Below are 25,601 nucleotides of genomic sequence, written 5' to 3' on the forward strand. Positions count from 1 at the left end.
AGAAGTCCTCGGCATTCTGCCAAAGGGCCTCTTTTCTTATATGCCAATCTGATTGAGCTCCGCCAAGAGCAGCTGGCGCCGCTCATCCTGATTAGTGGTTTGGTCAAAGAGAACTTCTTTTTTTATCTTGCCATCTAAAATAAGCAGCACCTTGTCGGCATAGGTCGCCACACTGGCATCGTGCGTCACTAGGAGAATGCTTGCGCCCTGCTGGTGGAAGTGCTGCATGAGCTCCATAGCTTGACGGCCAGCCTGAGAGTTGAGCGCTCCTGTCGGCTCGTCAGCAAAAATGATTCGAGGCTGGTTCATGAGAGCTCGGCAGATGCCGGCTCGCTGGAGCTGGCCACCCGATACCTGATGGATAGAGCGGTGAGCAATGTCCTTAATGCCGGTCAGAGCCATTAACTCCTTGGCTCGCTCATAGGCTGCCTTTCGCTCGCTGCTTTTCTTACCAATAATACTCGGTAGGCAGATATTGTCTAGGATATTGAGATTTTTCAGGAAGGTTGCCTGCTGGAAGACAAAGCCGAAAGCCTCTCTGCGAAGGCGGTCTAAGTCCTTGTCTTTCATAGCTAGCAGGTCCTGTCCCTGGTAAAGAATCTGGCCTTGGTCAGGTCTGTCAATGGTAGACAGAAGATTGAGAAGAGTGGATTTCCCGCAGCCAGACGGCCCCATGATGGCGATGAATTGGCCGCTTTCAATCTCCAGCGACAAATCACGAAGAATGGGCTCCTGATTTTCCTGATAGCTTTTGCTGAGGTTGTGTGCTTCTAATAACATAGGCTTCTCCTCGGATGTAAAATAAATACTAAGTGCTCGAAAGCTATCTGCTTAAGGTCAATGTTCCTTGAGATAACGTCCAATTTCCAGATTGTTCAGCGCTCGGAGACTGATGTGTGCTGCTGCGAGTCCGCTAAGAAGCAGAGCCAGCGGTATCCATAGAAAAGTAAGGGACTTATTGATGATGAGCTGGAGTTTGCTGATACCGAAGCTGCTGAGCAGCAGACTGCAGACTTCTTGCCCCAGACTAAGGAGCAGCAGATCGGCTATTGCCAGAGCCAGCATCAAGATGAAGCAGACGGCGAGCAGGTAGTGGCTCCTGAGTCGTTCACTGCCAAATCCCAGCATCCGATAAAGTGCCAAGTCAGCTTGGTCCTTGGTGAAAATCATATAGACAAAGAGAGTCATTAGGATGAAGACAATGCCGAGCCCTGTCCAGAAAACGCTGGTCTGAATCAGGCGGAGCATGGCTAGAGTGTCATCAAAAGTCTGATGGAAAAAGTCTTCTACGTCGGTTAATTTATAATTGGAATAGCGTTTTTTCCATTCGTTGATTTTTTGAGTTTTGTTGCTAGCATCTTTAAGGTGGATGGTCGTCAGACTATTGAGTGTTTGCGCTTGCTTTGTCACAAAGACAGCCTTGGCGGTCTTGCCGCCGTAGGTCAGGTCTGAGTAGATACCAACCACTTTTAGTTTTCTGGCTTGACCGTCTACCGTCAAGGTCAGGCTGTCTCCTACTTTTAGCTTGAGCTCTTCTGCCTTAAGCTTGGAGAGGGCAATTTCATGCTCGTTTTTAGGATAGCGGCCTTGGCTGTATTTGACTGGAAATCCTGCATGTTTTCCCAGAGTTACCCGCAACTGCTGAGTCTGACCTTGCTGGTCTTGATAGGAGAAATTCTGGCTCTGGTACTGATTGATTTCTGCGATATCCTTGTCTGCCTGCAGTTCTTTCAGAAGCTGGGCAGCCTTGGTATCGATTTCTTCAGTCTGAGAAATATCAACCAACACATCTGCCTGACCAGTTCCCATATACTGGATGAAATTCTTATCCATCACAGTGCTATAGAGACTGGCTGGCAGCAGGATAAGCAGGCTAATCAGACTGACAATGAACAAGATAGTCAAATAGAGTTTTTTATGACTGAGAATTATTTTCAGAGCGAAATAGGGTCTGTCTAAGAAGGGGATAGGCGGTAATCCCATTTTCGGAGTAGAACGAGTCTCGGTCAGACTGTTGGAAGAAGCTAATCTTAAAGCTTGGACGGGAGTCAGTTTCTTAAAAGAGCTGAGAGGCCGGGCAGTCAGCCAGAAGACTAAGAGACAGAGCAACAGAGCCACTAGCATTTCCAAAAGATAGCTATAGAATGGCGTCGGACTTTGCCCCATAGACAGTGACATCTGCTTTTTAAAAGGACTACTCAGAAGAAAGGACAGTCCCCAGCCTACGATGGTTGCTAGAGCCAGACAGAAATAATACTTGGTCAGGTAGACCCTGCTGATAAAGCTTTGGGGCAACCCCATTACCTTCATAACGGCAATCTGCTGCAGGTCTTCTTGAATCTTGGTCAAGAGGGCAAAGCGCATGCAGAGAAAGGTGATGCCAATGATGGTCACAATCAGCAGCCCCATGACTAGGATGACTAGAGCATCATTGAAGCCGTTAATCATCTTGATCGTCGGATAGGTAATCATGGGCGGCCCATTGGACTCAAGCTCTGCATTTTTATAGGCTTGCTCGATAGCTGAGATCTGACTAAGCTTATGCACTCGAAAGGCAATCAGGTTCTCATTAGATGTAAATGCTTCTTTTTTCAGAGTTTGCAAATCAGTCTGTGAGATGAGGAAGCGCTTGGAGGAGACTAGGCCAGCATTCATCTGGGCATCTCGGATAAAGCCCTGGACAGTTAGCCGTAGCTTGCCGACCCTTATTTGGTCGCCGATTTTGATTTTTCCGCTATTGTAATAATAAAGGGGGATATAAACTTGCCCTGGCTGAGGCTGGGCAGGCTGGTTATTCTGATCCAGCAGAAAGTCAAAGTTTTGGTTCTGACTGGAAAAGCCATTATCCTGGGAGCTGTCCTGAAGTGAGTTTTTCTCATTGATGCGGATGGCTGATCCTTCCACATTGACAAAGTCTGTCAGCTGCCAAGAGGCAATTTCTGGATGCTGCTGGACGAAGTTTTGCAGGCGTTCTTGGTCAACGCTTCCGCTGTGCATCTGTAGCAGGTGAGGACTTTTAGCTGTTTCTACAAAGCGCTCAATCGAGCTAGTCAGACTGACGGTCAGGCGTGTAGCTGCAAAGCTTAGGGTCAGAGTCAGAAGAAGGAAAAGCCCGATGACTAGCATGCTGACTTTGTTTTCTTTTAAATCATTTTTTATCAAGCGTTGAAACATATTCCAGCTCCTTTACTGAACGTGCTCGGGAGAGCAGATAAGCACCGATGCTGATAGAGATACCGGATAGGATAAAGAGCAAACCATAGCCTCTGCCTCCTCCAACACCGATGATTTTTCCGACAGAATTTGCCAGCCAGCCAAAGTAAGTCAGTGATGGCTTGAAAAGAGTGTCCGCTACCCAACCCATGCCGGCATAAGCTAGAACATAACCCAGCTGAGAAATAATCCCAATGGTCCCCCAAGTCTTGCCTTGATCGGCTTTGTTAATATTAATGCGGACCAGATAGTCAATGGCTGTATTGGCGAAAGGCAGGGCAGCAAAGAGGAGGAAGCCAAAGCTGCAAATCCAGATGAAGTTTTCTTTCATTCCCAGCCCAACCATGAAGAGTCCCAGTAGAAATAGAGATAGCCAGAGCATACGATGGAAGTGTTTTTTTATAGCAAATATCCCCAGAACCAAGCCTCCTATCAGCATCCCGCTGCTGGAGATGGTCATGACCAAGCCGGCTGTTTTGGCGTCTGCGAAAGCTAGCACCAAGGGAGAAAGCAGGATTTGGACTGTTCCCAAAAAGAAGGAAAAGCCTGTTCCAGCTAGGACTAAAATCCAGATTCCTTTTTTTCTATAGACGATTTGAAAACCTTTAAGGAAATCCGCCCAGAAACGACTATCACTGCTATAAACTTGTGTGTGAATGGCCCTACGAGCGAGCAAGGTGCAGGCTACTGTCACGAAAATGGTTGAAAAATCCAGCAACAGAATCGTGCTGATATGTCCACTCGCCAAAATCATTCCAGCCAAGGCTGGTGAAATCAGATAGCGAGCAATGCCATTAATCTGGGACAAACCAGTTGCTTTTGATAACTGATCCTCCGGCAGCAAGTCGGAAATCGTAGCTCGAAAGGCCGGATTGACCAAGGCTGAAAAGAGCGAACTAATGGCAGCTCCGATACAGATAAAAATCAAAGCAGGATTCTTCAGACTAAAGTAAATCCAGAGAACGCCTAAGCCTGACAGGCCATCTCCCAGGGCCATCAGCGATCTTCGGTCATAGCGATCTGCCAGAATTCCAGCCAGAGGAGTAACCAAAAGACCAGGCAGAAATGCACAAAGCGTAACAAAAGAAGAAACAGAAACCAAACCGGTCAGCTGGAAGATATAAACTCCTAAAGCGAAAGAAGTCATACCAGAGCCGATTTCCGAGATGAGACTTCCAATCCAAATCAATAAAAAGAGTCTAAAACCTGATTGTTTCATAGTTGCCTCCTTATGTTTGCAATGTCAAGTAATTGTAAATAGTGAATCTAGTGCTTAGCTGTCTAGCTGCTTTGAGTCTGAATCAAAGATAGAAAGGGATTGAAGTAGCCTTGCCGGCTGTGGAAAAGAGTTTCTAAAAGATAGAGAAAAGCCTGAAGTTTTTGCTGCTGTTTTTCTGGAGGTAGAGCCTGAAAACTGCTGCCAAAAGCTTGCAGCGAATAAGTAAGAATCATTTCCAGGCTTTCGTAGGGATAGTCGGTCCTCATATCTCCAGCAGTGATACCGTCTTGGATGATGGGAAGTAAAATCTGGGGTGCTCGTTCAAGAAGAATTTGATTGGTCTTTTCGTGCAGGAGCGCATTTTGTGGCTGATTGAGATGCAGCAGTACTCCCTCTCCCTCTTGGTGATTGAGATTCAGAGCAGCCATACTGCCAACCAAGCGCTCTATGATAGTCAGTCCACGATTATCAGCAAAGGCTTGGGAAGCTGTAAATGCTCTTTCAATGGTTCGCTCAATGATGGCATCCATTATCTCTTCCTTAGAAGAAAAGTAATAGTAGAGAGTACCGCGGGCGATTTGAGTCGCTTCTAAAATCTGGGAGATAGAGGTCTGGTCAAAGCCTTGCTCCATAAAAAGCTTCTGAGCAGTATCTAAGATAAAGTCTTTTTTATTGGCCATGTTTGCATCCTTTTTGGTAGTAAAACTTTATTCGACTGACAGTCGGTTTATTCTTTACTTTATCGTACATCTTTTCTAAATCAATGTCAAGAATAAAGACACTTCTACTATTTTTTGATATAATAAGTCTAATCAAAATTGGAGGAGTATATCATGACTTTTATTATTGTTCTTATTATTGTCGCGGTTTTAGCATTCTTCGTTGTTGGTGCGTACAATACCTTGGTTAAAAGCCGCATGCAAACTCAGGAAGCTTGGAGTCAGATCGATGTGCAGCTCAAACGCCGTAATGACCTGATTCCTAACCTCTTGGAAACGGTCAAAGGCTATGGCAAGTACGAGCAGGCAACCTTGGAAAAGGTAACCCAACTGCGCAACCAGGTAGCTTCAGCTGCTTCACCAGCCGAAGCCATGCAAGCCAGCGACGCCCTTTCTCGTCAGATTTCTGGAATCTTTGCAGTAGCTGAAAGCTATCCAGATCTGAAAGCAAATACCAACTACTTGAAGTTGCAGGAAGAGCTGACCAATACTGAAAATAAAATTGCTTATTCTCGTCAGCTTTATAATTCAGTTACTAGCAACTACAATGTCAAGCTGGAAACTTTCCCAAGCAATATTGTTGCAGGAATCTTTGGCTTTAAAGCTGCGGACTTCCTCAAGACACCAGAAGAAGAAAAGGCTGTGCCAAAAGTTGACTTTGGCAGCACTGGACTAGGTGACTAAGATGCTATTTGATCAAATTGCCAGCAATAAAAGGAGGACTTGGCTCCTCTTTATCGCTTTTTTCGGACTCTTGGCTCTCCTTGGAGCAGCTATTGGCTATCTCTGGCTGCGCTCTGCTGTTGGTGGTGTCTTGCTAGCCTTGATTATTGGAGCGATTTATGCCGGAGTGATGATTTTTCAGTCTACAGAGGTTGTCATGGCGATGAACGGAGCTCGTGAGGTCTCTGAGCAGGAAGCACCTGAGCTCTATCATATTGTTCAGGATATGGCCATGGTCGCTCAGATTCCTATGCCACGTGTCTATATCGTAGAGGATTCCTCTCCCAATGCTTTTGCGACCGGTTCTAAGCCTGAAAATGCGGCTGTCGCAGCAACGACAGGTATCTTGCAAATCATGAATCGTGAGGAGATTGAGGGAGTGATTGGCCATGAAGTCAGTCATATTCGCAATTATGATATTCGAATTTCAACGATTGCTGTGGCTTTGGCCAGTGCTATTACCATGTTGTCTAGCCTAGCTGGTCGTATGATGTGGTTTGGTGGCGGACGGCGCAGTAGTAATGATCGAGATAACGATAGTGGTTTGGGAATTATTCTCCTTATCGTATCGCTAATTGCCATCATTCTGGCACCTTTGGCAGCTACCTTAGTGCAGTTGGCCATTTCTCGTCAGCGGGAGTTTCTGGCTGATGCTTCCAGTGTAGAGCTGACCCGCAATCCGCAAGGGATGATTAATGCCCTACTTAAGCTGGATCGCAGCGAGCCTATGGAGCATCATGTTGATGATGCCAGCGCAGCTCTCTATATCAGCGACCCTAAGAAAGAAGGCGGACTGAAGAAACTCTTCTATACGCACCCTCCTATCTCAGAACGGGTGGAGCGCTTGAGGCATATGTAAAAGCTGGGAGAAATCTCAGTTTTTTTATTGTTTGTGCTATAATGATAGGCGAATAATATAGTAAGTAGGAAATATAATGAAAAAACTAAAAGCCTCTAAAGATTTATTTGCAATTTTTTATATTGTTAATTGGATTTTGTCTATAATAATAGCCCCTTTGGGTGGCTATGCAGTTATAGTTCTAATGCTATCTACTATAGAATTTCTGAGTTCAGGCAAGACAAGCATATTAATGCAGTTTATGATGTTTAGTATGATTTTTAAGTTTGTTGTTCTAATCTATCTGTTTATTTATCTGATTTTGAGCCTTCGTTCGCTGATTCAGAGTATAAAGACAAGCAAGGACTCGCTTCATCTGGCTCCAATCAGTTTAATTCTGACTCTGTTGCTTCAGCTATTTCCATTCATCTCTGCTTTGAAAGATACGCGAACCATAGAACCTTATCGCTGGTTGATAGGGGTTGTGCCACTATGCTCGATTTTGTCTTTACTCAGCTATCTTTACGCTCGGTATGGACTCAAAGGACAAAGAAAGAAGGCACTGCTCTGGGCAGGGCATATGGTTAATGGCATGCTAATTTTGCTCATGATTGTAGCTTTTTTTCAGCCTATCATTCCCCAACTAACACGAACCAGCCGAGTTCTCAGCAGCTTGGAGCAGGAGTACAAAAAGCGGGGTATGGATGCTAAGGTAGAGACTGTACCAAGTGGATACGGGGAAGAAGATTCGAATAATCCAGACTTTAATGATATATACCCAATCGGGAAATTTAAAGTAACTATTGGCAAGCATTCTTTTTATGAAGAAGTTCGAGTCAATAAGGCAGGAGGCATTGAAGAAGCTGCGTTTATTGATCCGAAAACAACACCTTCTCCCATCCTGCGAGTTATTCTCCAAAAGGAAAATAGTCGAGAAAATCTAATCAAAACGAAAGAAAATGTAGAAAAAAGTCTAGATAATATAGATGAGAGTGTTAATATCATTCCTCATTATGGGAATACAGAGGTTTCTGTAGAGTACATAACTAATCCTAAGCGCTCAAAACCCAAGAGCTTTGAGGAAAAAGATTTCAAGTTAAATTCTCTCTTTGATATTACTGATGAGAAATTGCTAGAAAAAGAAGATGTTTGGATCAGTATTAGAATTGAGCTGAATCTGAAGCAAAGACTCTTTGCTTCAGATTCAGGAGAAAAATTCTTGCATGATATGGACTATTCCCTCTTTCAGACAGGAAACTATGTCTTTGAGATAGAGGAGACAGACAAGGATAATGTTACTAGCAAAAAGCAATTTTTTGCTAAAATTAAGGACGGAAAGTTAGTCCAGTTAAACAAGAACGACAGTGACCAAGACTTGACTGAAGGGTCAGTATCATTGCTAGAATACTCTTATCGTGGTAGTATAGGCTATTCCATAGACGAAGGGTATGACCACATGGTTGATTGGCCTGATTGATACGGAAAGGAATAGAAGAGGGGGATTTTATGATTCTATTCCCTCTTTTTTTTAGTCAAATCTATTTTAGTTCATTAGGTGGATTCATTTTACTTCCTTTCATTCATGTCTAAAAAATATTCGTTTAGATTTTGTTACAGTTTTATTTCAGTTATCTATAAACCTTAGATCATCCAAGTTTATTTTTGTATAAGTAAGGAGGCTAGTTTTGAAAAAGCCAGTGTTTTCAAGTTGTCAGGTTGAACCCTTCTGAAATTCTTATAAAATCAATATTTTCTTGAAAACCATATAACTTTCAGAAAAAATCACTATATTGAGTATTCCTATCTTTCAAATTAATCTATTTGTATTATTTGGAAATATAAAGTAATTTTTTTGTAACATATTTGAAATATATTACTAGTATATTAAATTTAGTAAAAAATTTTATTGCATATATGAAACCGGGGGTTCGGTATGTTGAAAACATTTGGAAAAATTTTCAAAGTCATTAGAGAATCAAAAAACATGTCTCTTAAAGAGGCGGCAGCCGGAGATATTTCAGTGGCTCAATTGTCCCGTTTTGAGCGGGGAGTCAGCGGTATCACGCTTGATTCTTTCTATTGCTGCTTGAAGAATATGGCTGTTTCTCTAGACGAGTTCCAGTATGTTTACCATAACTACATTGAGGCAGATGATGCGCTCTTCTCGAAAAAAGTAGCTGATGCTTATCAGGAAAACAATGTTGTCAAGCTCCAAAGTATTTTGGCTAGCTCAGAAGCTTTGGCTGAAAAATTCCCTGAGAAGAAGAACTATAGGCTCAATACAATTGTTGTTAGAGCAGTATTGTCTTCCTGCAGTCCAGATTTTCAGATTAGCAAGAAAGATATAGAATTTCTGACCGATTATCTCTTTTCCGTTGAGGAGTGGGGGCGTTATGAGCTCTGGCTCTTCACTAATAGTGTGGATCTATTGACCTTGGAAACACTGGAAACCTTTGCTAGTGAGATGATTAATCGCACCCAATTTTATAATAATCTACCGGAGAATCGCCGGCGTATTATCAAGATGCTGCTTAATGTTATCAGCGTCTGCATAGAGAGTAATCATTTGCTAGTTGCTATGAGATTCCTCAATTATCTTGACCATTCTAAAATCCCTGAGACAGATCTTTATGATCGGATGCTGATTAAGTATCATAGGGCTCTTTATTCCTACAAGGTTGGGAATAGCTATGCTCTGAGTGATATTGAGGAATGCTTATCTTTCTTGGAATTTTTAGATTCCTTCGGTGTTGCCCAGAAGCTCAAAGCTCAGTTTGAAAGAATTTGCCGTTCTCAGTTGCAGATGTGCAAATAAAATAGACTCATTTCTAAAAATATACTAGAATAAGAGTATAACTTTATACCAAATTCAGAAGGAGGTTTTATGATGGAGAAAAAAATTCATTATAAGATGCATAAAGTTAAGAAGAACTGGGTAGCCATCGGTGTGACTACCTTAGCACTTATCGTAGCACCAAAAGTACTTGGTCTCGAAGCAGGTCTTGTCCACGCTGATGATGTTAAGCAGGTGGCAGTTCAAGAACCAGCTTCAGCTCAGGATAGCAGTTCTGGGCAGCCGGTTCAAGTACAAGCCAACTCAGCTTCTCCGCTGGAAGCAGAAAAAGCAACTTCTGCAGACAAGGTGACTGATGCTGCTGTAGCCAGTGAAAAAACTGTTGAAACTGCATCCAATACGGAAGCAGCGGCTCAAACAGATGCTCAAGAGCCAGCTAAGCCGGCAGTAGCAGAAGCAGCAACTACAGAAAAGGCAGCCGTTGCTGAAGAAGCAAAAGCAGCTAATGCAACATCAGAAACTGCTAAACCAGAAGCAGCTGATCAGGATAGACAAGCAAGTCCAGCAACTGCTGACAAACAAGCAAAGAAGACTGTTACAGACAAGATTGTTGCAAATCCAAAGGTTGCAAAGAAAGATCGCTTGCCAGAACCTGCTCAAAGACAGGGAGCGATAGCTGAAAGAATGGTGGCTGCTCAAGCCCAAGCGGCGCCTGTTAATACTGAGCATGATGATGATGTCTTATCTCACATCAAGACGATTGATGGCAAGAAATACTATGTTCAGGACGACGGTACAGTTAAAAAGAATTTCGCTGTTGAGCTCAATGGAAAAGTTCTTTATTTCGATGCAGAGACTGGAGCATTGATTGATTCAGCTGAGTATCAATTCCAGCAAGGTACTAGCAGTCTCAATAATGAATTCACTCAAAAGAATGCCTTCCATGGCACTACGGAAAAGGATATTGAAACAGTTGACGGCTACCTGACAGCAGATAGCTGGTATCGTCCAAAGTTCATCTTGAAAGACGGAAAAACATGGACAGCATCGACAGAAACAGACCTACGTCCGCTTTTGATGGCTTGGTGGCCTGATAAGCAAACGCAGGTTAGCTATCTCAACTATATGAACCAGCAAGGTCTGGGAGCAGGAGCTTTTGAAAACAAAGTGGAACAAGCTATCCTGACAGGTGCTTCTCAGCAGGTTCAGCGCAAAATCGAAGAAAGAATCGGTAAAGAAGGCGATACTAAATGGCTGAGAACACTGATGGGCGCATTTGTCAAAACTCAGCCAAACTGGAACATTAAGACAGAGTCTGAAACAACTGGTACGAATAAGGACCACTTGCAAGGCGGAGCTCTGCTTTATACCAATAGTGATAAGACTTCTCATGCTAATTCTAAGTACCGCATCCTGAACCGCACACCTACCAACCAAACTGGTACACCTAAGTACTTCATTGACAAGTCAACTGGCGGTTATGAGTTCCTGCTAGCTAACGACTTTGACAACTCTAATCCAGCTGTTCAGGCTGAGCAACTCAACTGGCTGCACTTTATGATGAACTTCGGAAGCATCGTAGCCAATGATCCGACTGCTAACTTTGACGGAGTCCGTGTCGATGCGGTGGATAATGTCAATGCGGACTTGCTCCAAATTGCCTCTGACTACTTCAAGTCTCGCTACAAGGTTGGAGAAAGTGAAGAAGAAGCCATCAAGCATTTGTCTATCTTGGAAGCTTGGTCTGACAACGACCCTGACTACAACAAAGACACCAAGGGTGCACAATTACCAATTGATAATAAGCTTCGCCTGTCCTTGCTTTATTCGTTCATGCGTAAGCTTTCTATCCGTAGTGGTGTAGAGCCAACGATTACGAATAGTCTGAATGACCGTTCTACTGAAAAGAAAAATGGCGAACGGATGGCCAACTATATCTTTGTTCGGGCTCATGATAGTGAAGTGCAGACCGTTATTGCCGATATTATCCGGGAAAATATCAATCCAAATACGGATGGTTTGACCTTTACCATGGATGAGCTCAAGCAAGCCTTCAAGATCTACAACGAAGATATGCGTAAGGCGGACAAGAAGTATACGCAGTTCAATATTCCAACTGCTCATGCTCTTATGCTCTCCAACAAAGACTCCATCACTCGGGTCTACTATGGTGATCTCTATACAGATGACGGTCAATACATGGAGAAAAAATCTCCTTACCACGACGCTATTGATGCCCTGTTGCGTGCTCGGATTAAGTATGTAGCTGGCGGACAGGACATGAAAGTCACCTATATGGGTGTGCCTCGTGAGGCTGATAAATGGTCTTACAATGGAATTTTGACTTCTGTTCGTTACGGTACTGGTGCTAACGAAGCAACAGATGAAGGAACAGCAGAAACTCGCACCCAAGGGATGGCAGTTATTGCATCTAATAATCCGAATCTCAAGCTGAATGAGTGGGATAAACTGCAAGTCAATATGGGAGCAGCCCATAAGAATCAATACTACCGTCCTGTGCTCCTGACGACTAAAGATGGTATTTCCCGCTATTTAACTGACGAAGAAGTGCCTCAATCCCTCTGGAAGAAGACAGATGCCAATGGTATTTTGACCTTTGATATGAACGATATCGCTGGCTACAGCAATGTCCAAGTTTCTGGTTATCTGGCTGTTTGGGTACCAGTTGGTGCTAAAGCGGATCAGGATGCTCGTGTAACAGCCAGCAAGAAGAAAAATGCCAGCGGTCAGGTTTACGAATCTAGCCCTGCTCTTGATTCTCAGCTGATTTACGAAGGCTTCTCTAACTTCCAAGACTTTGCAACTCGTGATGACCAATATACCAATAAAGTCATTGCCAAAAATGTCAACCTCTTCAAGGAATGGGGAGTAACATCATTTGAACTGCCACCTCAGTATGTATCTAGCCAAGACGGTACTTTCCTAGATTCTATCATCCAGAATGGTTATGCATTTGAAGACCGCTATGATATGGCTATGAGCAAAAACAATAAATATGGTTCTTTAGATGACCTGCTCAATGCTCTTCGTGCTCTCCACAGTGTCAATATCCAAGCCATTGCGGACTGGGTGCCAGACCAAATCTACAACCTGCCAGGCAAGGAAGTGGTAACAGCAACTCGTGTCAACAACTACGGAACCTACCGTGAAGGCGCAGAAATCAAGGAAAATCTTTACGTTGCCAATACTAAAACGAATGGTACAGACTATCAAGGCAAGTATGGTGGAGTCTTCTTGGATGAACTCAAAGCTAAATATCCAGAAATCTTTGAACGAGTACAGATTTCCAACGGTCAAAAGATGACGACTGATGAGAAGATTACCAAGTGGTCAGCTAAACACTTCAACGGTACCAATATCTTAGGACGCGGAGCTTACTATGTTCTTAAAGACTGGGCTAGCAACGAATATCTCAACAACAAGAATGGTGAGATGGTACTGCCTAAGCAATTAGTTAATAAGAATGCTTACACAGGATTTGTCAAAGATACTACTGGATTCAAGTACTATTCAACTAGTGGCTATCAAGCTAGAAATTCCTTTATCCAAGATGAAAATGGAAATTGGTATTACTTCGATAAACGAGGTTATTTAGCAACAGGTGCTCATGAAATTGATGGCAAGCAAGTTTATTTCCTCAAGAATGGTATTCAGCTGCGTGACTCTCTCCGTGAAGATGAAAACGGCAATCAGTACTACTACGATAAGACTGGTGCCCAAGTTCTCAACCGTTACTATACTACTGACGGCCAAAACTGGCGTTACTTTGATGCCAAGGGTGTCATGGCTAGAGGCCTGGTAACCATGGGCGGCAATCAGCAATTCTTTGACCAAAATGGCTACCAAGTCAAGGGCAAGATTGCGCGTGCCAAAGATGGTAAACTTCGTTACTTTGATAAGGATTCAGGTAATGCTGCTGCTAACCGCTTTGCCCAAGGTGATAATCCAAGTGACTGGTACTATTTCGGAGCAGATGGTGTTGCAGTAACAGGTCTTCAAAAACTTGGCCAGCAAACACTTTACTTCGACCAAGATGGCAAGCAAGTCAAGGGTAAAATCGTGACACTTGCAGACAAGAGTATCCGTTACTTCGATGCCAACTCAGGAGAAATGGCAGCCAACAAGTTTGTTGAAGGTACCAAGAACGAATGGTACTACTTCGATCAGTCTGGTAAAGCAGTGACAGGTTTGCAGCAGATTGGCCAACAAACCCTTTACTTCGACCAAAATGGCAAACAAGTCAAAGGTAAGATTGTCTATGTCAATGGTGCTAACCGTTACTTTGATGCCAATTCAGGCGAAATGGCACGCAATAAATGGATTCAGCTGGAAGATGGAAGTTGGATGTACTTTGACCGCAATGGTAGAGGCAGACGCTTCGGCTGGAACTAATAGCAATAGAAATAGCTGAAACTTAATCTTTAGCTTTCTAATAGACAAAAACGATAACTTCTTATTTGAAAGTTATCGTTTTTGCTGTCTTTTAGGAGGACAAATATAGAAACAAGATTGAATCTATCATCTTTCTTTAACACCTTTCTTTTTTTCAATAGATAGGAGCAGAGCAATTACACCGATAATGCTGAAGATGAGCCAGCTAGCGTTCATATTCCAGATGGCCAGGCTGCTGAAGACCATAGTACCAAAGGGGACAGAGAAAGAAAAGAGCAGACTCAGAAAGCTGGAAGTCTGAGCGAGAACATCAGAAGGCAATTTGCTCAGTAAGAGGGTGTTGATTTTGGGATTGATCTTACCGGAGATATAAGCTAGTAAAAATCCAAAAGCAATGCCGACGAAAACAGGCAGGTGTAAGAAATTGCTGACAGCAAGCAGAATCATTGTAAGAGCAGCCCAGAGGGTTAGTTGATTTAGAGAGAGACGGCTAAAGTAATCGTTGGGAGTCAGACTGGCTGCGATCATGGCTAGGACAAGAGTGGTCTGAAGAACCAAAAGAGACTGGCTAAAGGATAGCTGGAAGATGGGGTTGTCCAGCAAGTAGAGATTATAAAGAGCTATAAGAGAACCTGCCATAGCGTTGACAATCAGGATTTGAGCCAGCAGTTTGAGAAAATTGTTAGAACCTTCCTGCTCAAAGATGAGCTTGGACGATGTGTACATTTTCTTCAACTCTTCTTTCAGAGGAGCTTTTCTCTCAGAAATTGCCACAGGGTCATGGGTCAATCTGTGGCGGACTAGGTAGAGGATGGTGGAGGATAGGAGAAAGGTCAAGGCGTTAACCAAAGCAACTAAGAAAAAGTCTTGCTGGCTGACGGTTAGGAGCCAAACTCCCAAAGCTTGTCCGGCCAGGCTACAAAGAAAGCTGATAAGTTGGGTAAAAGAGAAGGCTTCCATAAGGTCTTTCTCTGGAACATTCTTTTTTAAAATCGGCATTTGTAGGCCACTGCGGTAATCGCTGATGATATCTGAAAGAATATTCATCAAGCAGACGGCTGAAAAGTCTAGATAAGAGCTGGAGCGAGTCATGAAGGCAACAAGGACAAAGAGCAGGGCTTGAAGATAGCCGAAATAAATCAACCAGCGAGCCTTATGGACGGTCTTGTCGGCTTTGATACCAGCAAAGATAGTAAAGAATGTCGGAACCAGAACGATAAAATTAGCCACAGCAATAGCAAACTTGGGATTGGGCATGCTGGACGCAAATACCACAAAAACAATATTGAAAATAGAAGCTCCCAAGGTGTTGAAGATCCGGGAGAGGCTGAGTGAGGCATAGACCCCATTTTTAAAGAATAATTTCATTGTAGGCTCCTTTTCTAAACTGCAAGATTGTATAAACGCTGATTGGGCACATCTGTAATCTAGCTTTTTTTCTCTTTCTGATGACCATTATAGACCGTTTAAAGCTAAAAACAAGAGCTTTTCTGCAACTGGTCAGGTCTCATAAGTAAGTGGTAAAATTCTGAAAGTGACTTGCAATAGCTCTTTCTGCTTTTAGTATAAAATAGAAAATCTAATCTGAAGGAAATATTGCATATATTCAACGATTTTTGAGTGCAATTGTTAAAATGAGTAAGTTGGAGTGTATTTTGCATTAAAAAACTCCACTTCCCAACTCAAAATCGCTGAGTTTAAAAGTGGAGATTTGCATTATTTGCTATATTTTTGAAAAGCAGTATCAAGAGCTTCTTGATAATAGTCAGCGCTATGCTGACAGTTCAAGATTCGGAAAATGTCGACAGCTTGCTTCATTTGAGTGAGTCCCTCTTCTTTTTGCCCTTTCAAACAAGCTAACTCTCCCTGAGCAAAGAGATAGACAATTCGGAAGTAAGTCTCATTTTCTTCATAGAAGTGTCGCTCAATGACTTGTTGGAAATAGCCTGCCTGTGTGATGTTTTCCTGACTAATGGCCAGCAAATATCCATTAAGAAAAGTAGTGTGCAGGGTGTTGCGATTGTTGGCAAACAAGGCGGCAAAATCCTTTCTTGAGAGGATTTCTTTGGTGTATTGGGAAAACAAGTCTAGAGATAAAACCGGAGTGCATACAGAGAAGAGATTGAGCTCGTAGCGGCCCCAAATATCAACTGAAAAGAGGTAATCATGCAGGAAATCCAGCTCGCCTGGGCAGGCCTTTTCAGACTCCTTGAGGGCACAGAGATAGGCCTTTACAATCAGACGTTCAACCCAATCGCTAGCGCTCTTACTTTTTCGCGTGATTTTTTCTTTTTCCAGATAAAGTTCTTCTAAGAGATTAAGCTGATTGGCTTGCAACAGGTCTTGGATTTGGCTTAAGAGTTCCTTGTGAGAGTGATGGTTCTGGATGCCGGCTGCAATGGTAAATTCTTCCGTTTCCGTGTGGATGGCGCTGAGCGCGCTAAAAAGTTTCTGTGCCGATAGTTCGCTCTGCCCATTTTCAAAGCGAGAGAGCATAGATTTTGAAAATTCTCCGCCAGTCGCCTCGGATAAAGAGATATGCCTAGCCTCGCGAAAAAATCTAAAAACTTGTCCTAGATATTCCATTGTATTCCCTCCTTGCATTTTATTATAACAAAATAATTTTCAATAACAGCGGAGCACTCAAACATGATATAATATAAAGAAAAAAGCAAAGAGGAACTTATGTTGCATATTCAAGAAATTCGGAAGAATCCAGATGGACTAGCCTTTGAGAAAAAGCTGGACTTGGCAGAGGAGTTAAAAGAGCGCAATCCTGAGATTTTAGATGTTCAGGATATTTTAGCCAAAGGAAAGGTTCAATATGAAGACGGCCTCTATTTTCTGGATTATGACTTGTCTTATACCATCACTCTGACGTCCAGTCGCAGTATGGAGCCAGTGGAACTCCAGGAGTCTTATCTAGTCAACGAAATTTTCATGGAAGAAGGACAGGCCACATCGCAGGATGTGATTGATCAGGACTTGGTGCTTCCGATTGAAAATGGCGAGATTAATGTAGCCGAGAGTGTAGCTGATAATATCCTGCTGAATATTCCACTGAAAATCCTAACAGCTGAGGAAGAAGCCGGTCAAGGCTTTCTGTCTGGTCAGGACTGGCAGGTTATGACGGAAGAGGAATTTGCCGCTGCTCAAGAAGCTCAAAAAGAGAAGAACAATCCTTTCGCCGGTTTGCAAGGACTTTTTGATGAATAATTCTTGTAAAAATCTTGAAACGGTTAAAAAAGATAAATCGATTTGACTTTCACTCCAAAAGTTAGACAGAAAATCTAACTTTTGGGGTTTTTTAATATGAAATTAGGTTATACACATAAACTAGGTATATAACCTAAAAAGAATGGCGTTTCTTGGGTTCGAATATAGCGGGCTCAAATCTTTAATGTTATTTGCCTGACTTAAAGCAATAAATAATTGAGAAGATTCTAGTAGATGATCAGTTCCATACAATAAGCTTCCAGACTTAGTTTGGGAGCTCATTGCTTTATATCTTCTGTTTGGCCTTGATAGTGGTAAATGCAGAGTCGGTTTGCTTGGTCTGGGCGACTGACGGTAAAGTGGAAGTAATGGTCCTTCTTGTCCAAACTTTTGGTCTTGGATAGCTTGAAATAAGTGAGCTGGCGACTGGCCATGTGGAGTAGGATGTCATCTTCCATGACCATCAGAGGCTGGGGAAGATTGGAAAATTGATAAAAATCCTCTTGAAATTGATAGTAATTCTGGGAAAAATAGTCAAATTGAAGTTCCTCATGTACATTTTGAGTGGTCATCTGCGCCTCCTGAAGCTTGTATCGAAAGAATCTGATGGATAGCAAGGCCTTTGTAATGGTCACCTTCCTGCAGGAGGACCTGCTTGCAGTCCAGATGAAAGACGGTAGCAGTAATGTCGGTCAGCTTTCCCTGATTAAGAAAGGTGATTCTGATGGGAACTTGATGACTGTAGGCTTGGTTGAGTAACTGGAATTTCTCCTGTCTGTCAAGCTGGGCCAGGCGACTGATATCTAGTTCTTTTTTGGCCAAAGCAGTGCTATGCTCAGAGAGGAAAAAGCCAGCCCATTTAGCCATGCCCCGATCCTGAAAGTCACGAGCAGACTGATAGGGGAGATAAGAGCGGTCAGTCATGATAAGCCCTCCAAACCTCCAGCAGAATGGCCACCAGTTAACTTGCTTCTAGCAATAGCACGGGAGGAGTCCAGCAAGGCGGCTCCCTTAAGCAAAGAGGTAAAGCCGAAGCAATCTCTGATGCGGTCAATCGTCTGTTGGAGCTCCTCTTCTTTTTGAATTTGCAGAGGATCGTCAAAGAGAGAAATCAGACCATAACCTTGATCGACAAAGTCACTGTAAAAAACGCCAATCTGTCGGATAGCCCCGCCCAGGTATTTGGAACGAAAAAGCTGAACGATGATTTGAGCCAATCGATTGCTGTTGTTAGTGGGCTCAATTTTTTTTTGTGTATGAATGGAAGGCAGGCGCTCCTGCTTGGAATAGCGGGCATAGATGGAGACTCGCTGGCATTTCTTACCAGAACGTCTGAGCCGAATGGCGACCTGCTCAGCCATTTCTCGGAAAACAAGCTCGATCTCTGCCTGCTGTCTGTAATCTCGGGGGAGAATTTGCGAATTTCCCAGGCCATGTGATTTGACCTGATAAGGCTTGTGAACATTGCTTTCATCAATGCCGTGAGCATGAAACCAAAGCTGCAGGCCCAGGACTCCCATTTCTTTTTTGAGAATATCGGGATTAAAGTGAGCCAAATCATAAATGGAGTGGATGCCTAGCTTCTTAAGACGGGTGGCCGTTCGGTGACCGATGCCCCAAAAATCAGTCATGTTTGGAATAGTCCAGACCTTACTGGGAACATCCTCATAGGACCAGTTGACCCGCATCTTTTTTGTATGTTTGGCTTCAATGTCCAAGGCTAGCTTGGCGAGAAGAGGATTGGAGTTGCTCAGGCCTATAGATGCATAAATCCCAGTCTTCTTCCAGATAGCCTGTTGAATGCGGGCAGCCAGCAGGTCCAGTTTGGTCCTGCGGTCCAGCGTCTGATCGGAAATGAAGTAGTTGATAGAGCTTGTCAAATCTAGGAAGCCTTCATCAATTGAGTAGGGGAAAATATCATCGGGAGCTGCGAAATCCTGGAAAATTTTTTGAATTTCCATGTTTTTCTGGATGTAGTAGTTCATCCGAGGTGGGACCAATAAGGTCTTTTGAGCAGCATCTTCAATAAAGCGCACATAATCTGCTGTAATTGGTAGTCCCTGCTTGTGGGCAGCAGCATAGTTGAACTTGCGGGTGTGGACATCAAAAGGAAGATTATAGCTTCGGCTGACATTCTGGCTGCCGAAATTCTTTTTAAAGAGAGGAGTGGCAGCTAATATCAGTCCAGCAGAATTTTCAATTCGGCTCATGACACAGAGCGAGGTTTTTAAAGGGTCAAGGCCGAGGGAAATGCATTCGCAAGAGGCATAAAAACTTTTCATATCCACAAAAGCGATGTCTGAACGAGGCTCGCGTGAATAATCAAATAGGACCATAGTTTTATACCTCAATCGGCAGAAAATGTCCAACTACGATACCAACAATGCTAGGCTGGTCTTCGTAGGGAGCAAAGAGATCCTCGTAGTCAGGATTGATAGACTCTAAACGTAGACCTTCAGCTTCGCGGTAGACTTTTTTGATATAGGTCTTGCCATTCCACATGAGAGCATAGACTGCCCCATCGTAGTCGAATCCTGTCTGTTTCATAAGGGCAACAGAGCCATTGGGATATTTGGGCTCCATAGAATCCCCAGAGACCCAGGATGCAAAGTCGTGCTGGATATCTTGATCAAAGTAGACAGTTTCGTAGTCTGTTTCATTGTCATAGTAACTATGACCTAGCCCTGCAGCCAGCTCAACGGACAGAACCTTATAGGCTGTAAGAGAGCCAACCTTGCGCTGTCTCTCTAGGAGATGACTAGCGAGCTGATCTACTTCCTTTTTATGCGGTGGGGTTAGTAAAGGGTAGGTGTAGAGCGCACTGGTTTCATCCACAAAGTAGTTCTCCTGGACCTTGAGACAGGTGGCCAACCTCCTGAGATTTTTTGCGTGGGGTTCTGCTAGACCATTTTCCCAAGCAGAGTAAGTTTTTCTGGAAATTCCAAGCTCTTGGTAAATGGAAGATTGTGTCAAATTAAGCTCCAAACGGCGTTTTTTTAATTTTTCATGCGAAAACATATCACACCTCCTATGTAACGTTTTAAAAGTTACATATAGTATAACAAATGAAATCGAGAAAAGCAAGTTCTTTATTGAGCATTTTCATTCTTAGCAAGAATGTGATAAACTGTAGGGAGGAATATAACTTGTAGGTAGAGAGATGTTTCCAATGACAGCAAAAACGATCATGACAGAAGAAGCTTACCGCCGTTTCGCTTGGACCAATTTCTGGTATAAAAAGAATGGCATCTTCTCACTGATTCTCCCTGAGATAGTGGTGCTGATATGCAGTGTAATCTGTTTTTTTATTGGGGAACCTTTGCCAGGTGTAGCTTTTCTTGTTACTGTGGCTGTCCTTCCTTTTCTTTACTATCTGTCCATGAATCGACATATTAAAAAGTTTTATAGAGGCAACCCCCTCTGGCATGATATAGAGCAGGAGTTTAGCTTCTATGAGACAGACTTTCGTGTCGTTAATCGTAATAACAATGCCAGATTTGACTATCAAGATATTGTGGCGATTATAGACAAGCCAGAAACTTTTTATATTATGGTTGGCCGGTCAATAGGGCTGATCTTGGATAAGGCAGACTGTCAGCCTGAATTAATTGATTTTTTACTAAAACTAAAAGAAAACAGAAGTCTCTAATTTTGGGGGACTTCTGTTTTTTATCTGTCAAGTTTTCAAAAAATTGGCCTCTTGTGCGATGTGTGTTATAATGTTTTTTATGAGAGTTGTGGCAGGTAAATACGGGGGCAGACCCCTCAAGACATTGGATGGCAAGACGACTAGACCTACGACCGATAAGGTCAAGGGAGCAATTTTTAATATGATTGGTCCCTATTTTGATGGCGGACGAGTGTTAGATCTTTATGCTGGGAGCGGGAGTTTGGCCATTGAAGCTATTTCGCGAGGTATGGAGACAGCTATCTTAGTCGAAAAGGATCGCAGAGCTCAGGCTATCATTTCAGAGAATATTCAGATGACTAAGGAGCCGGAACGTTTTGATTTGCTCAAGATGGAGTCTGGCCGAGCCTTGGAAATATTGACGGGAGCTTTTGACTTGGTTCTCTTAGATCCACCTTATGCTAAGGAGCAGATTGTGTCAGACCTTGAGAAACTGGAGGAAGGCCAGCTCTTGAGTCAAGATGTTCTAGTAGTCTGTGAGACAGAAAAGGAAGTTGAATTACCTGAGGAAATTGCAGGGCTGGGCATTTGGAAGCAGAAGATATATGGAATTTCAAAGGTAACGGTGTATGTCAGATAAAATAGGATTATTCACAGGGTCTTTTGACCCGATGACCAAGGGCCATGTGGACCTGATTGAGCGGGCCAGCAGGCTCTTTGATAAGCTCTATGTAGGGATTTTCTATAACCGAGAAAAGTCTGGTTTTTTCACAATTGAGGCCAGAGAGCGCATGGTCAAAGAAGCTCTGCAGCATTTGGATAATGTCGAGGTAATCACTTCTCAGAATGAGCTAGCAGTGACAGTGGCCAGAAGACTGGGAGCCAAGGCCTTTGTGCGTGGGCTTCGTAACAGCCAAGATCTAGACTATGAAGCCAATATGAACTTTTTCAATCAGGAATTGGCAGGAGAGCTGGAGACGATTTTCTTGCTCAGCAAGCCAGTCTATCAGCATATCAGTTCATCACGTATTCGTGAGCTGATTGCTTTTCAACAGGATATCGCGGCCTATGTGCCCCAAAGTGTAATCAAAGAATTAGAAAGAATCAACCATGAAAAGAATTAAGAAGTTTATATTGCCGACGGTCATTGGCGTCACGATTGCCTTTTTTATAGCAGCATTTTGGGTTCGTCTGCCTTATTATATAGAAGTTCCTGGTGGTGCCGAGGATGTTCGGCAGGTCTTGCTGGTTGATAATAAGGCTGACAAGGAAGCGGGTTCCTACAACTTTGTGACGGTCGGAGTAGAGCAGGCAACCTTTGCTCATCTGGTCTATGCTTGGCTGACCCCTTTTACAGATATTTATTCTGCCAAGGATATGACGGGTGGCTCCACGGACGATGAGTTCAATCGGATCAACCAATTTTACATGGAAACATCGCAAAATATGGCCAAATATCAGGGGTTGACGACAGCTGGTAAAGAGATCAAAATGGACTATTTGGGGGTTTATGTCCTGCAGGTAGCTGATAACTCAACCTTCAAAGGAGTTCTCAATATTGCTGATACGGTAACCGGTGTCAATGATAAGACATTTGAAAGCTCTGAAGAGCTGGTTAAGTATGTCAACTCGCAGAAGCTTGGGGACAAGGTCAAGGTGACTTTCCAAGAAGATGGTCAGGAGAAATCGGCAACCGGAAAGATTATCAAGTTGGAGAACGGTAAGAACGGGATTGGGATTAGTCTGATAGACCGGACGGAAGTCAGCAGTAATATTCCGATTACATTTTCAACTGAAGGTATCGGCGGTCCTAGTGCTGGGCTTATGTTCAGCTTAGCCATTTATACACAATTGGCTGATCCGACCCTTCGTGATGGCCGTGATATTGCAGGGACCGGCAGTATCAGCCGGGAAGGTGAAGTTGGCGAAATCGGCGGAATTGATAAGAAAGTCGTTTCAGCAGCCCAAAGTGGAGCAGATGTTTTCTTTGCACCTAACAATGAACTTACAGAGGAAGAGAAGAAGCTTTCTCCGAATGGGAAAAATAACTACCAAACGGCTCTAGAGACAGCCAAGAAGATTAAAACAGATATGAAAATTGTTCCAGTTAAAACGCTGCAGGACGCCATTGACTATCTGAAAAAGAACAAGTAAGATCTTAGCTTTTGCTAAGATTTTTCTTGTGAAACAGACAAAATCATCTGGTCTTCTCTGCTTTAAATCGTCTGACTTTTTTCAGAAAGATATTTTTGATGAAAAGTCCGCGAAATACTGGCTGATTTATGATAGAATAAATTGTTGTAGATAAACTATCCAAGATTGTTAAAGGAAGAGTATGCGTAAAGATATTTCACCTGAATTGTATAATTATAATAAATTCCCAGGACCGGAGTTTAAACAGATTGACAGCAAGATTGTTGCAGAAAAATTCGAGTTTGAATTGATTGAGAACTATAAGGAAGGCTTTGACCTAACGGCCTTTCATCAGCGTTTTTCAGAAATTCTCACCAAGTTTGACTATATTGTCGGTGACTGGGGCAATGAGCAGCTGCGCCTGCGTGGTTTTTACAAGGACGAGCGGGCTAATGAGAGCGATGAGAAGATCAGCCGCTTAGAAGACTATTTGCTAGAGTACTGCAGTTATGGCTGTGCTTATTTTGTCTTGGAAAATCCAAATCCCCAGCGCGCTTCCTTTGATAAGAAATCGCATGGCAAGAAAGAGACAGAGGGGCGGTCAAAACGTTCTCGCAACAGCCGTTCAGGCGGCAATCGCAATCGCAGGAGCGAGCGAGACCGAGACAGTCGTTCTAAAAGGGATAATAAGCGCTCCCGCAACAATTCCCAGCAAGACAGGCAGAAAAAGCAAAAAGACAGCAATCGCCATTTTGTGATTCGCCAGAATAAAGGAGAAAAATGAAACCATCTATTTATAGCTTAACGCGTCAGGAAATGATTGAATGGGCGGAAGCTCAGGGAGAAAAGAAATTCCGTGCTGCCCAGATTTGGGAGTGGCTCTATCGCAAGCGGGTCCAGTCTTTTGAAGAGATGACCAATCTATCTAAAGACTTGATTGCTAAGCTAGACGATCAGTTTGTCGTCAATCCGCTTAAGCAGCGCATTGTTCAGGAGTCAGCTGACGGTACGGTCAAGTACCTCTTTGAGCTGCCGGATGGTATGCTGATTGAGACGGTGCTCATGCGCCAGCATTATGGACTTTCTGTCTGTGTGACCACCCAAGTAGGTTGTAATATCGGCTGTACCTTCTGTGCTTCCGGCTTGATTAAAAAGCAACGCGACCTCAATAACGGTGAGATTGTAGCTCAGATTATGCTGGTTCAGAAGTATTTTGATGAGCGTGGTCAGGATGAGCGGGTCAGTCACATCGTGGTTATGGGAATCGGCGAGCCGTTTGACAACTATGACAATGTGCTCAAGTTTGTCCGGACGGTCAATGATGACAAAGGTTTGGCTATCGGTGCCCGCCATATCACGGTTTCGACATCAGGGCTGGCTCATAAGATTCGTGACTTTGCCAATGAAGGTGTGCAGGTCAATCTAGCTGTATCCCTTCATGCCCCGAATAATGATCTGCGGACCAGCATCATGCGGATTAACCGGTCCTTCCCTATCGAAAAGCTTTTTGCAGCTATCGAATACTATATTGAGACGACCAACCGCCGGGTGACCTTTGAGTACATCATGCTCAATGAAGTCAATGACGGGGTAGAGCAAGCCAAGGAACTGGCTGAGCTGCTCAAGAATATCAAGAAACTGTCTTATGTCAATCTCATTCCTTATAACCCAGTTAGCGAACACGACCAATACAGCCGCAGTCCCAAAGAGCGCGTGATGGCCTTCTACGATACCCTCAAGAAAAACGGAGTCAACTGCGTAGTTCGTCAGGAACATGGAACGGATATTGACGCAGCCTGCGGCCAGCTGCGTTCCAATACTATGAAGCGTGATCGCGAGAAAGCATTGGTAGAAAATGTTCAGCCTTAAGAACTATCTGACTTCAGACGGTGAGCTGACTGCTAGGGGACGGAGATTGCTGATAGGAGGAAGCTGGCTCTATTTCTTGATGCTTTGCATTTTGTGCTTTATTCCTCAAGTTCCAGAGCCGGGAATGGAGACGCCGGGAATCCAGTATTTTGGCCGAATAGTGGTTTTGTTAATCCCTTTTAATTCCTTTGTTAACATTGGCGAGATTACTTCTTGGATTCAGCTAGTCAAGGTCTTTATCCAAAATTTAGCCAATATCTTTCTGCTGTCGCCTTTAATCTTTCAATTGCTTTGCCTCTTTCCAACATTGCGGAAGACCAAGAAGATTGTATGGCTGAGCTTTGGGATGAGTCTGTCTATTGAAGCGACTCAGATTCTGCTGGACCTTCTTATCAACGCCAATCGGGTTTTTGAGATTGATGATCTCTGGACCAATACTTTGGGTGGTTATCTGGCTTGGCGGGCATTTCAGCTTGGTCAAAAAATCTGGAAAAATCGTCAAGACGACGCTTTCAAAAGAGATTAGCGAGAGAAAGGTTCGGATTTAGGAGAAAAAATTAAATTTTTTCTTGACAAGAAAAAGGGAAAGGCCTATAATAAAATAAATCATCAGAAAAGTAATAATTTTTTCTACTTTCAGGGAGCCTGTGGTTGGTGGAAACAGGCAGTAGAAGATTATGAAGTGGGCTGATGGAAAAAATGAATTTGAAGCAATAAAAATTCGGTGAGCACACCTTACAGTGCAGCTTGTTGTTAGACAAGACAGAGATATGGAGGCAGTCTATACTTTGCTCCATAATTGAGGTGGTACCGCGATTTTACGCCCTCACACAGAG

Annotated in this window: 23 protein-coding genes and 1 other annotated feature; of the genes, 13 read left to right on the top strand and 10 right to left on the bottom strand. The window is 43.3% G+C overall.

All coding sequences use genetic code 11. From position 1 onward, the window contains the following. Positions 1-36: 36 nt before the first annotated feature. The 4 genes from SSV_RS02570 to SSV_RS02585 all read right to left on the bottom strand — a co-directional run bounded on the left by SSV_RS02570 (position 37) and on the right by SSV_RS02585 (position 5,112). Positions 37-780, bottom strand: coding sequence for an ABC transporter ATP-binding protein (locus tag SSV_RS02570; protein ID WP_072073559.1), 744 nt, complete (start codon positions 778-780; stop codon positions 37-39). 57 nt (positions 781-837) lie between these two features. Next, on the bottom strand, positions 838-3,174 hold the full coding sequence (locus SSV_RS02575; protein WP_072073560.1) for an ABC transporter permease: 2,337 nt from the start codon (positions 3,172-3,174) through the stop codon (positions 838-840). Then, positions 3,149-4,432 (bottom strand): MFS transporter, encoded by a 1,284-nt coding sequence (locus tag SSV_RS02580; RefSeq protein WP_072073561.1) that lies wholly within the window; start codon positions 4,430-4,432, stop codon positions 3,149-3,151. Before SSV_RS02580 ends, SSV_RS02575 begins: the two co-directional genes overlap by 26 nt. Before the next feature lie 62 nt (positions 4,433-4,494). Beyond that, on the bottom strand, positions 4,495-5,112 hold the full coding sequence (locus SSV_RS02585; protein ID WP_072073562.1) for a TetR/AcrR family transcriptional regulator: 618 nt from the start codon (positions 5,110-5,112) through the stop codon (positions 4,495-4,497). A 153-nt stretch (positions 5,113-5,265) separates the two neighbouring features. On the opposite strand from SSV_RS02585, the gene SSV_RS02590 reads away from it, so the two are divergent. The 5 genes from SSV_RS02590 to SSV_RS02610 all read left to right on the top strand — a co-directional run bounded on the left by SSV_RS02590 (position 5,266) and on the right by SSV_RS02610 (position 13,919). After that, entirely contained in the window at positions 5,266-5,835 is a 570-nt protein-coding gene (locus SSV_RS02590) for a LemA family protein (RefSeq protein WP_072073563.1), read from the top strand. A gap of 1 nt (position 5,836) precedes the next feature. Next, positions 5,837-6,733, top strand: a complete 897-nt coding sequence (htpX, locus tag SSV_RS02595) for a zinc metalloprotease HtpX (protein WP_072073564.1) — start codon at positions 5,837-5,839, stop codon at positions 6,731-6,733. A gap of 76 nt (positions 6,734-6,809) precedes the next feature. Continuing rightward, the gene (locus SSV_RS02600) at positions 6,810-8,189 is read left to right on the top strand and encodes an ABC transporter permease (RefSeq protein WP_072073565.1); all 1,380 of its coding nucleotides are present in this window, start codon (positions 6,810-6,812) and stop codon (positions 8,187-8,189) included. A gap of 456 nt (positions 8,190-8,645) precedes the next feature. Next, positions 8,646-9,527: a helix-turn-helix domain-containing protein gene (locus tag SSV_RS02605; RefSeq protein WP_072073566.1), complete on the top strand. Its 882-nt coding sequence runs from the start codon at positions 8,646-8,648 to the stop codon at positions 9,525-9,527. Between the two features lie 69 nt (positions 9,528-9,596). Continuing rightward, the gene (locus SSV_RS02610) at positions 9,597-13,919 is read left to right on the top strand and encodes a glycoside hydrolase family 70 protein (RefSeq protein ID WP_072073567.1); all 4,323 of its coding nucleotides are present in this window, start codon (positions 9,597-9,599) and stop codon (positions 13,917-13,919) included. Positions 13,920-14,045: 126 nt separating this feature from the next. Here the strand turns inward: SSV_RS02610 and SSV_RS02615 are convergent, their stop codons facing one another. Continuing rightward, on the bottom strand, positions 14,046-15,287 hold the full coding sequence (locus tag SSV_RS02615; RefSeq protein WP_072073568.1) for an MFS transporter: 1,242 nt from the start codon (positions 15,285-15,287) through the stop codon (positions 14,046-14,048). A 348-nt stretch (positions 15,288-15,635) separates the two neighbouring features. Then, entirely contained in the window at positions 15,636-16,505 is an 870-nt protein-coding gene (locus SSV_RS02620; protein ID WP_072073569.1) for an Rgg/GadR/MutR family transcriptional regulator, read from the bottom strand. Between the two features lie 99 nt (positions 16,506-16,604). On the opposite strand from SSV_RS02620, the gene SSV_RS02625 reads away from it, so the two are divergent. After that, positions 16,605-17,135 carry a YceD family protein gene (locus SSV_RS02625; protein ID WP_072073570.1) on the top strand — a complete coding sequence of 177 codons (531 nt, stop codon included), beginning with the start codon at positions 16,605-16,607 and terminating at the stop codon, positions 17,133-17,135. A 278-nt stretch (positions 17,136-17,413) separates the two neighbouring features. Here the strand turns inward: SSV_RS02625 and SSV_RS02630 are convergent, their stop codons facing one another. Genes SSV_RS02630 through SSV_RS02645 form a run of 4 tightly spaced genes read right to left on the bottom strand, consistent with a single transcriptional unit; the run spans position 17,414 to position 20,153 of the window. Continuing rightward, complete coding sequence (locus tag SSV_RS02630) at positions 17,414-17,707, bottom strand: DUF5960 family protein (RefSeq protein WP_072073571.1); 294 nt, start codon at positions 17,705-17,707, stop codon at positions 17,414-17,416. Next, on the bottom strand, positions 17,685-18,059 hold the full coding sequence (locus tag SSV_RS02635) for a hypothetical protein (protein WP_002898070.1): 375 nt from the start codon (positions 18,057-18,059) through the stop codon (positions 17,685-17,687). Before SSV_RS02635 ends, SSV_RS02630 begins: the two co-directional genes overlap by 23 nt. Further along, positions 18,056-19,471 carry a Y-family DNA polymerase gene (locus SSV_RS02640; protein ID WP_072073572.1) on the bottom strand — a complete coding sequence of 472 codons (1,416 nt, stop codon included), beginning with the start codon at positions 19,469-19,471 and terminating at the stop codon, positions 18,056-18,058. The genes SSV_RS02635 and SSV_RS02640 overlap by 4 nt, the downstream gene beginning before the upstream one ends. Positions 19,472-19,475: 4 nt before the next feature. Next, on the bottom strand, positions 19,476-20,153 hold the full coding sequence (locus SSV_RS02645) for a helix-turn-helix domain-containing protein (protein WP_072073573.1): 678 nt from the start codon (positions 20,151-20,153) through the stop codon (positions 19,476-19,478). A gap of 142 nt (positions 20,154-20,295) precedes the next feature. Here SSV_RS02645 and SSV_RS02650 point away from each other — a divergent pair, with 142 nt between their 5' ends. The 7 genes from SSV_RS02650 to SSV_RS02680 all read left to right on the top strand — a co-directional run bounded on the left by SSV_RS02650 (position 20,296) and on the right by SSV_RS02680 (position 25,291). Next, positions 20,296-20,784 carry a YcxB family protein gene (locus SSV_RS02650; protein WP_072073574.1) on the top strand — a complete coding sequence of 163 codons (489 nt, stop codon included), beginning with the start codon at positions 20,296-20,298 and terminating at the stop codon, positions 20,782-20,784. Positions 20,785-20,854: 70 nt separating this feature from the next. Further along, positions 20,855-21,403 carry a 16S rRNA (guanine(966)-N(2))-methyltransferase RsmD gene (rsmD, locus tag SSV_RS02655; protein WP_176693537.1) on the top strand — a complete coding sequence of 183 codons (549 nt, stop codon included), beginning with the start codon at positions 20,855-20,857 and terminating at the stop codon, positions 21,401-21,403. Next, entirely contained in the window at positions 21,393-21,887 is a 495-nt protein-coding gene (coaD, locus tag SSV_RS02660) for a pantetheine-phosphate adenylyltransferase (protein ID WP_072073575.1), read from the top strand. Before rsmD ends, coaD begins: the two co-directional genes overlap by 11 nt. Continuing rightward, on the top strand, positions 21,874-22,917 hold the full coding sequence (locus SSV_RS02665; protein ID WP_072073576.1) for a SepM family pheromone-processing serine protease: 1,044 nt from the start codon (positions 21,874-21,876) through the stop codon (positions 22,915-22,917). The genes coaD and SSV_RS02665 overlap by 14 nt, the downstream gene beginning before the upstream one ends. Positions 22,918-23,098: 181 nt before the next feature. After that, positions 23,099-23,680 (top strand): YutD family protein, encoded by a 582-nt coding sequence (locus tag SSV_RS02670; RefSeq protein WP_002904019.1) that lies wholly within the window; start codon positions 23,099-23,101, stop codon positions 23,678-23,680. Continuing rightward, a complete protein-coding gene (gene rlmN, locus SSV_RS02675) occupies positions 23,677-24,765 on the top strand; it encodes a dual-specificity RNA methyltransferase RlmN (protein WP_061597644.1) in 1,089 nt (362 codons plus the stop codon). The genes SSV_RS02670 and rlmN overlap by 4 nt, the downstream gene beginning before the upstream one ends. Next, a complete protein-coding gene (locus SSV_RS02680) occupies positions 24,752-25,291 on the top strand; it encodes a VanZ family protein (protein ID WP_072073577.1) in 540 nt (179 codons plus the stop codon). The genes rlmN and SSV_RS02680 overlap by 14 nt, the downstream gene beginning before the upstream one ends. A gap of 75 nt (positions 25,292-25,366) precedes the next feature. Then, positions 25,367-25,596: a binding site (T-box leader), on the top strand. Positions 25,597-25,601 lie beyond the last annotated feature (5 nt).

Origin of the sequence: Streptococcus sanguinis, assembly GCF_001078705.1 — a bacterium.
GTDB lineage: Bacteria > Bacillota > Bacilli > Lactobacillales > Streptococcaceae > Streptococcus > Streptococcus sanguinis_D.